The 7,872-nt window shown below is 29.3% G+C and carries 6 protein-coding genes, 1 pseudogene and 1 other annotated feature; of the genes and pseudogenes, 4 read left to right on the top strand and 3 right to left on the bottom strand.

All coding sequences use genetic code 11. From position 1 onward, the window contains the following. A pseudogene (locus tag KSU54_RS14435) lies at positions 1 to 247 on the bottom strand (3-deoxy-7-phosphoheptulonate synthase); the annotation flags it as partial. Positions 248 to 283: 36 nt separating this feature from the next. Next, positions 284 to 529 (bottom strand) — a binding site (T-box leader). Between the two features lie 49 nt (positions 530 to 578). Beyond that, the gene (locus KSU54_RS14430) at positions 579 to 1,133 is read right to left on the bottom strand and encodes a Sir2 family NAD-dependent protein deacetylase (protein WP_008792789.1); all 555 of its coding nucleotides are present in this window, start codon (positions 1,131 to 1,133) and stop codon (positions 579 to 581) included. A gap of 413 nt (positions 1,134 to 1,546) precedes the next feature. Here KSU54_RS14430 and KSU54_RS14425 point away from each other — a divergent pair, with 413 nt between their 5' ends. From KSU54_RS14425 to KSU54_RS14410, 4 genes are all read left to right on the top strand, one after another. Next, on the top strand, positions 1,547 to 2,095 hold the full coding sequence (locus tag KSU54_RS14425) for a WHG domain-containing protein (protein ID WP_008792790.1): 549 nt from the start codon (positions 1,547 to 1,549) through the stop codon (positions 2,093 to 2,095). After that, positions 2,092 to 3,717, top strand: a complete 1,626-nt coding sequence (locus KSU54_RS14420; RefSeq protein WP_117791993.1) for an ABC transporter ATP-binding protein — start codon at positions 2,092 to 2,094, stop codon at positions 3,715 to 3,717. Before KSU54_RS14425 ends, KSU54_RS14420 begins: the two co-directional genes overlap by 4 nt. A 114-nt stretch (positions 3,718 to 3,831) precedes the next feature. After that, positions 3,832 to 5,190: a Cof-type HAD-IIB family hydrolase gene (locus KSU54_RS14415; protein WP_009009403.1), complete on the top strand. Its 1,359-nt coding sequence runs from the start codon at positions 3,832 to 3,834 to the stop codon at positions 5,188 to 5,190. Positions 5,191 to 5,428: 238 nt separating this feature from the next. Then, positions 5,429 to 6,610, top strand: a complete 1,182-nt coding sequence (locus tag KSU54_RS14410) for an MFS transporter (protein WP_008792793.1) — start codon at positions 5,429 to 5,431, stop codon at positions 6,608 to 6,610. A gap of 132 nt (positions 6,611 to 6,742) precedes the next feature. Here KSU54_RS14410 and KSU54_RS14405 read toward each other — a convergent pair whose 3' ends face one another. Then, a complete protein-coding gene (locus KSU54_RS14405; protein WP_008792794.1) occupies positions 6,743 to 7,861 on the bottom strand; it encodes an aldo/keto reductase in 1,119 nt (372 codons plus the stop codon). Positions 7,862 to 7,872: the final 11 nt, after the last annotated feature.

Here is a 7,872-nt window from a genome sequence, read left to right as displayed (position 1 = left end):
CGATCGTATCATCAGGATGAAAAGCCCGGTTAGCAAGTTTATATGGCTCAGATACTTTCATGACCTTCTCAACACATGGTTCTACTTCGATTGCTTTAGGATCAATTTGAGTTGTATCTCCAACCATTCCAATAATTGTTTGGATTTCTCCTTTAGAAACATGTGGTTCAGCCCCCCTAGCTCTAATCACATCTTCAATTTTTTTAATACTTTCATCACTAGTATGTGGTTTCAAGACAATAATCATTTTAATTTCCTCCTATAAATAAAAAACTCATCCTAATCAAAGGACGAGATATCTTCGTGGTACCACCTTTATTCACTAATAGATCACTCTATCAGCCTCATCAAGTACGCTATACAACTATAGTTCATACTCTTACACATTAACGGGTGTCACCGGAGATGCCTACTTACTTCAACATTCTACTCCTTGATGTATTCAACTATTTATTTGGATATCGTCACACCAACCCGATACTCTCTTTGCCTAAACGCCTAGTTTACTCTTTCAATTCATCGTATTTATTATATGAACTTATAATACCGATAAATAATCAAAATGTCAATTAATATAATTATTTTAATAGTCCTTTTAACACTTTTCTAACATTATGAGCAGCATCTTCTTGAATTTCAATAATCTTAGCCCCTCTTGATTTCGCCACTTCTCTTAAATCACAAGCTATCGCCGTATGATACGAACAGCCAATAACAATAAATATATCATTCTTTTTTAATGCCCCTACCATCTCATAGGCCTTTTGATAATTAGGTGCCGGATCACCATATAATACTGGTTTATTAAATAATGACCAGGCTATACTCAATTCATCTTCTTCCGGCAATCCGCCATGCAATTCTAAGGCATCACTCCCAGCCTGTTTATGTAGACCATCGATATTCATTGTAATAATAGGAATATCATATTCAGCTAATGCAATATGGGCATCGTTAGGCTCAGCCCCATTCATGTTAGCTTTTAATTGTTTGATTACTTCATTATATTCTTCATGATGGTTATTAGCATAATTTCTAAATAACTTTTCTCTAACATCTGGTCTTTCCATAAAGGTTGGAATATTACTTTGTTTACTTATCCCTGCACCAGTAAATGCTACTATTTTCATCATTATCACTCTCCAATTCTTGCACATATTATATCACAAACCATTTGTTTATAAACAATATCACCTTTTTCTCAAGTAATTTACAATCTAACATTCTATCTATATTATTAGCGGATCTATTGTAACCATATTCACCACTTATCATGCCTTTTTTTAAATATATACAACTATTATATAATATATAATTCTATTAATAAGGCTGCTTGTATTATTTTAAAACAATTAAAAAATAATTAATAAAAACACTTGACCTAAAGTAACTCAAATAAATTATAGTATGATTAGATAAAAAAGAGCAGTATATGTAAAATATGTTTATTAAATATTTATCCCTTGTATATTGACAAAGTACATGTTCTTATATAAAATAACAATTGTTATATAACATGTGTTATTTTATATGAAAGGAGTCAATTATGCCACCAAAAACAAGAATAACAAAAGAGTTAATTATTGAAAAGTCATTTGAAATTACTAAATCCGAGGGGATTGAAAATCTAAATGCACGCTATCTCGCTAAACAACTAAACTGTTCAACAATGCCCATCTTTAAGGTTTTTAATGATATGAATGAATTAAAATTTGAATTAAAGAAAAAAATTGATGCATATTACAACGATTTCATCTTAGCACATCTTGATAAAAATAATTATCTTTACACGATGTCTTTTGCTTATATTGATTTTGCCATCAAAGAAAAGAATCTATTTGGAGCATTGTTTGTCAATGAATTTATCAAAACTCGTTCCATTGAAGAAGTCGTCCATTCCGCTTGGAATCGTGAAACGATTGAATATTCAGCACAACAATTTGGTATTACAATTAGAGAAAGTGAGATACTTTATCGTGATATTCGTTTTTATACCCATGGAATTGCAACTCAAATATATGGTGGTAACATGGCTTTAAAAGAGGAAGAAATCCAAACTCTTTTAAAAAATGCTATAAACAAATTTCTAAAATGAAAAATCTAAGAATTATTAAAAAATATTTTCAAGTTACTAAAGCTAATAAAAAAATAACCTTTATACTGGTCTTAGCTTCTTTATTAGCAAATGGTCCTTATATGTTTACAAGTTTATTGTTTAGCTTAACGATTAATTATTTAACTAAACAAAATAGTAAAATGGTCATAATTACCATGATCTTGTATTTTGTTCTTAAAATAGCATCAAAGTTATTTAAAATTATCAGCTATAATATTGAAAAAAAGCTATATAATGATGTCTACCTAAAGTTACAAAATGATATGATTAAAAAATTAGATATTATTAATATGAAATACTTTACTAATCACAGCAAAGGAGAAATTCTTAATATCGTTAATGGTGATATTAAATTACTCGCAGAGTTTGGTACTTGGCTATCTCAAGCTATCTTGCTATTTCTATCTTTTATTATTTCAATTATTATTCTTAGTCAAATTAGTATCAGCTTAATGATCTTAGGATGTATCATCAATAGTATCGTTATCTATATTTTAAACATATATAATGATAAATTTGAAATTCTAACCAAAGAAGGAAAATTGAAAGCTGATGATGAAATGCAATTTTACAGTCAACTGCTTAACGGTTTACGAGATATCAAAATTTTCAGTATTCTTGATCAATTACATGCCAAATATCAATTGTTGAACAAAGCTTATCTAAACATTCACGATAAACAAATTAAAAATAAAATAATCAGTAACATAATTAGTCCTAGTATCACAATGTGTACAGAAATTATTCTAATGTTCTATGCCTGCTATAATTGTCTAAATGGCAAGTTTGAAATTGACACAGTACTCATTATCCAGTCTTATTTTGGAACTTTATTCAGCTCTTTAAGTGACTTTATTTCTACCTTAGGTGAACTCAGAATAAAAAATGTATCAATTGATCGTTATGATAATTTTATTAATTCATCGTGTAATGAATATTTTCTTAATGATGATATGATCAAACCAAATGAATTTTGTATTACATTTAAAAATGTTACTTTTTCTTATCGTGAAAAAACAGTCTTTCAAAACTTCAATTTAAACCTAAAGTCAAATTCATTAATTGCAATAATCGGTCCCAGTGGTTGTGGAAAAAGTACTTTATTCAATTTACTTTTGCGCTTTGAAAAACCAACTAGTGGTAAGATATTGATTGGTACACATCCAATAGACAAGTATTCTAGGATAAAATATTCACAGATTTTAACTTGTGTTGCCCAACATCCGTATTTGTTCAATATGTCAATTTATGAAAACCTTGCACTTATTGATCCTGATATCAATAATATCAAAAAAGCTTGTCAACAGGCAGAAATCGACGAATATATTATGTCACTACCAAAACAATACGATACTATTTTAAGTGACGGTGCTTTAAATTTTTCTGGAGGACAACAACAAAGGCTAGCAATTGCTCGAGCACTTCTAAAAAATTCTAAAATTTTATTATTTGATGAAATAACTAGTGCTCTTGATGAAAAGACTTCATATGAAATTTTTCAAACATTAATTAAATTAAAGAAGACACACACAATTTTAATGATTTCCCATAAACCAAGCGAATACCAACAGTGTGATCAAATTATAAATTTATCGTTCTAGTGTTATTGCATCTAAAAACATTTTATTTGAACTCACATTAATTTTTTCACGTATTAAAAATAGAATTCATCATTTACTGATTTATGTTAGACTATTTTCAAGGAGTGTGAAATTATGATTAAACTGGTTGCAGTTGATATGGATGGTACTTTTTTAGATGACCAAATGCATTATAACCGCACAATTTTTAGAAAAATTTATAATTATTTTAAAGAAAATGATATTTATTTTGTAGTTGCCAGTGGCAATCAATATTATCAATTAAAATCTTTTTTTGATGATTATCAAGATGAAATTACTTACATTAGTGAAAATGGTGCATATATCATTGAAAATAAAAAAGAAATTTTTCACTGTGAAATCAATAAACAAGATATTTATACAATAACTAAAAAATTACAAGAGGATTCTCGTATTCAAATATGTTTATGCGGAATTAAATCAGCTTATTTATTGAATGCGTCAAATGAATTTTATAATGTATATTCTAAATACTATCACCGACTTGAAATGATTGAATCGTTAGATGAAATTAATGACACGATTGTAAAATTTGCTTTATTTGTTCCAGCTGAAGATTCTAAAAATATTTTAAATAGGCTAACTGATGATATCGGAAATATCATTAAACCAGTTTCCAGTGGTCATCAAAGTATTGACTTAATTGATCCACGATATAATAAAGGTACTGCACTTGAGCTGTTATGTAAGCGCTATAACCTATCATTAGAGGAGTGTGCTGTATTTGGGGATAGTCTAAATGACCTAGAAATGCTAAAAAAAGCAAAATATAGTTTTGTAATGGAAAATGCCAATCAAAGTATTAAAAATATTGCCTATAAGATTATCCCTTCAAATAATCATTATGGCGTTTTAAAAACATTATTAGACCTTTTTAATGTTTCTAACATTACCGAAAGAGAAAAAGCTTTATTAGGGATGTGGTATGATGCTAATAACGATCAAAAAGTTTTAACAGATCGTCTGAATACCCATCACCTTTGTTTTAAATATAATCATACCGACCCACTAGACCAGGATATTCGACAAAAAATTTTAAATGAACTATTCCAAAATGAGAATAGCAATCTTGAAATCATCTCACCTTTCTTTTGTGATTGTGGTAATTTAATCACCTTTGGTCATAATGTATTTATTAATTCCAATGCTTATTTTATGGATGGAGCCAAGATCAATATTGGTAGTAACGTATATATCGGACCTTCTGTTGGCCTGTATACAGCTATTCACCCGCTTGATTATAAACGTCGAAACCAAGGTTTAGAAAAAGCAATGCCAATTGAAATTGGTGATAACACATGGCTTGGAGGTAATGTCGTTGTTTTACCAGGTGTAAAAATAGGGCATGGTTCAGTAATTGGCGCTGGTAGTGTCGTTACCAAAGATATACCACCAAATGTATTAGCTTTTGGTAATCCCTGTCGTGTTGTTAAAGCCATTGATCAATCATAATTCACACTATTAAAATATAAGTATTACTAATTTTATAATAAAGATATTGGTTCTTAAAAAATCAATATCTTTATTTATTTTTTCAATCTTTGAAAAACCTCTATTTTTCTTGCTCGAAGAAATAAAAATTGCTATATTAATCTTAAAATATGATGGATTTACAACTAAATAACGAATAGCTTTGAGTATCATCTCGAGAGCTATTTTGTTTTTCATGGAGAGTATGAGGACAAGAAAAATGAAAAAACTACAAATGAAATATAATTTATTGCATATTTTATATTGGATGGCAACTTGTTGCATTTACGGATATGTTGCCGTATTTCTTCAATATAAAGGAATGAGCAACACTGAAATCGGCATTGTTTCTGGAAGCGGGTGTATTTTAACGATTTTTTTATCTCCGTTTGTCACATCTTTAATTTCAAAAATAAAAGGCCTAACAATTAAGCAGCTATTATCTATTATTTATTTGATTATTGCTGGAGCTTTTTTAACTTTAGCTTTAGTTGATTTATCAGTTATTCTAATCATGCTTTTATATGTTTCAATGATGTCATTAATTGTTTCAACAGTTCCTTTTTTATCAATGATTGCAATGAACTATATTCAAGACGGAAAAGAAATAAATTTTGGCTTAGCAAGAGGAATGGGTTCTATATCTTATGCTGTTAGTGCTGTGCTCTTGGGTCAGTTCATTGAATTTTTTAACCCGACTATTTTAGCATATGTCTTCGTCATTTCTGCAATTTTAGATTTAGTAATTTTATATTCTTTGCCAAATACCAATGTTAAACAGGCAACCCATAAAAAAGAGGGGAATATTTTTACAATTATTAAAAATTATAAAGTCTTCTTTTTCATTCTCTTAGGCTTCTCCTTTATGTTTGCTGCTGCAACTTCGCTATCAACTTATTTAATCAATGTCGTTAAAAATCTTGGCGGTAATACTTCATTGTACGGTGTTGCAATCTTCTTCATGGCAGCTAGCGAAATGCCTGTTATGGCAATTACTCCAAGGTTAATTAGAAGATATGACAGTATCACTTTAATTATGGTTGCAGCTTTTTTCTATATTATTCGAAATTTTACTATTTGTCTAGCACCTAGTCTCCCTGTTTTATTCATTGGAATGATGATGCAAAGTTTATCGTATGGATTACTAACAGCAGTGATAACTTACTATGTAACATATAACCTCAAAAGTCATGATCAAATGATGGGTCAAACAATGATAGGGATTATGACTTCTGGGGTAGGATCTACTATAGGAAATCTTTTTGGCGGTATTTTACAAGATCAATATGGTTTAAATATGATGTTTATATTTGCATGTTTAATTACAATAATTGGAGTAATAATTATTTTTTCAACTGGTTACTTTCAAAAGAAACAATTGAATACACCCACTAAACAATAAAAAAGAGATTTTACTCTAATTAAGTTAAAATCTCCTTTTTTATTGTTCAACCTACAAATTAAAATAATTAACATCTAAGTAGTATTTATATTTACTTTTAGTCTAAATAATCAGGTTCACTTAATACCATAATTATTTTTTCATATATTCACATACCCGTTTTAAATCTTCTCGTATCGGCAGTTGTTGTGGACACATCTTTTCACATGCTCCACATTGTTTACAATTTTCAGCTTTAGCTTCTGAAACCATTTTTTCTAACTTTGCTTTAAATTGATCATGACTATCATATACAAAAGCATTATTCCAATATTTAAAATTATTTGGAATATCCACTCCAAATGGACACGGCATGCAATATGCACATCCTGTACAACCATTTTGAGTTCTTGCTTTTAATGTATCACGAACATCTTGAATCAAAGCAACTTCTTCAGCTTTCAAATACTCAAAATTTTTAAAAGTAGCTAAATTATCTAGTACCTGTTCATAAGTTGACATCCCGCTAAGCACTACTTTCACATTGGGCAAACTGGCAACATAGCGAAGTGCCCATGATGAAATACTTAAATCAGGATTATATGCTTTAAATTTATTTTCGATATCTTCTGGTAAATTTGCTAACGAACCACCTTTGATCGGTTCCATAACTATAATTGGTATATTATATTTTTCTGCCAATAAATAGCCCTTCATCCCTGCTTGAATATCCATATCCATATAATTTAATTGTAATTGACAAAAATCCCAATCATGATATTCAAGAATTTCTTTAAAAACCGGATATTCATCATGGAAACTAAATCCAATATTACGGATTTTCCCTTCTTCTCTAAATTCTTCACACATTCCAATCAAGTCATATTCTAATACTTTTCTCCATTTATCAGCATCTAAAGCATGTAATAAATAAAAATCAACATATTCAACATCTAATCTTTTTAATTGATCTTCAAAAACTTTTTTTGCCTCTTCTTTACTCGAAACATTCCAAATTGGTAATTTTGTCGCTAAAAAGAAATCTTCACGTTTATACTTTTTTAACACTTTACCAACAAACGGTTCGCTATCGCCATTATGATAAGGAAAAGCAGTATCAATGTATGTAACCCCTGATCCAATTGCCTTATCAATCATTTTTTCTGCTTCTTTTTCATTAATTTTCCCATCCTCATCTAATGGAAAACGCATACAGCCAAACCCCAATAATGATGGTTCAATCCCTAAATTGTCAAACTTTTTTGTTTTCATTTAAAGTCCTC

The organism is Erysipelatoclostridium sp. MSK.23.31, assembly GCF_019125875.1.
Taxonomy (GTDB): Bacteria; Bacillota_I; Bacilli_A; order Erysipelotrichales; family Coprobacillaceae; genus Thomasclavelia; species Thomasclavelia ramosa.
The sequence above is the reverse complement of the archived record's forward strand: the minus strand, read 5'-3'. Positions and strand labels throughout refer to the sequence as shown.